The 1,219-nt window shown below is 44.6% G+C and carries 1 protein-coding gene; it reads left to right on the top strand.

Annotation, left to right across the window (positions count from 1 at the left end):
- Positions 1-316: 316 nt before the first annotated feature.
- Positions 317-1,219: retroviral-like aspartic protease family protein (locus tag BVER_RS32135; protein ID WP_157056312.1), on the top strand; the 903-nt coding region annotated here is incomplete at its 3' end.

Genomic DNA, 1,219 nt, shown 5'->3' with positions numbered 1-1,219 from the left:
GGAATATGCACAGAGGTTGGAGGACAGTCGGGCACGACTCCGAGAATTCCATAACAGTCGGAGAACTCCAAACCGTAACCAGCCAGCTGCAAGGGGGAAAGGGCCACAAGGGCCAAGACCGGCACCACCAAGAGCAGTCGGGGGAGCGAAACACCCAGCACCTGTTGGAAAAGGGCCAGTGGAGAAAAGGGGAACACCTCAGGCAGTGTGTAGTTTTTGTGGGAAAGGTGGTCACTCTGAAGCTGAGTGCTGGAAAAAGGCTAGGAAATGTTTGAGGTGTGGAAGTGCTGACCATCATATTCAGCAATGTCCACTTATGGCTGCTGGAGCTAGTGAAGCATCAAACAAACCAGGAGCAACTGCAGCTATGAAGATCAGAGTGCCGGCAAGAGTGTTTGCATTGGAAGCTGAGGATACGGATAAGGAAGTAAGTGTTTTGGAAGGTATGTTTTCTATATCCGGACAAGTTTTTAAAGTATTAGTAGACCCAGGATCTACCCATTCATTTATTAACCCTAGTTATTCAGAAAAACGGGGTATAAATGTAGAAATTTTGCCATACTGGGTAGAAGTTGGCACACCTATGGGAAAACCAGGGATTCGGACGGATAGGATTTGTAAGGGGTGTCAAGTAACTATTAAAGAAAGGATGTTCCCAGTGAATTTGGTTGTATTACCTTTACGGGGGTACGAGGTAATTTTGGGTATGGATTGGTTGAGCTGTCACTACGCTCAAATCAATTGTAGGACCAAGGAATTGAGTTTCGCCATTCCGGAAAGTTCGGATTTGAAATGCACTCTTAAGTCAGTTACAAGAGTGCCAAAGTTAATATCGGGTGAGAAAGCTCGGAAGTTTTTACTTAAAGGGGCTGTAGGCTATTTGGCTAGTTTGGTTGTTCAAACTGGGAATAAAAGAAGTTTGGAGCAGGTGGAAGTGGTGAAGGAGTTTAAGGATGTATTTCCAGATGAATTAAGTACTGCACCACCAGATAGGAAAATTGAATTTACCATTGACTTGGTGCCCAGAGTTGAACCCATTTCTAGGACCTCTTATAAAATGGCACCAGTTGAGTTACAAGAATTGAAGGCACAACTACAGGAGTTGTTGGGACAAGGATTTATTAGGCCAAGTACATCACCGTGGGGAGCCCCGGTGTTGTTTGTGAAGAAAAAAGATAGGACGTTGAGAATGTGTATCGATTACAGGGGATTAAATAAC

Origin of the sequence: Candidatus Burkholderia verschuerenii, assembly GCF_001189365.1 — a bacterium.
Taxonomy (GTDB): Bacteria; Pseudomonadota; Gammaproteobacteria; order Burkholderiales; family Burkholderiaceae; genus Caballeronia; species Caballeronia verschuerenii.
Note: the sequence above shows the minus strand (reverse complement) of the source record. Positions and strands in the feature narration are given on the sequence as shown.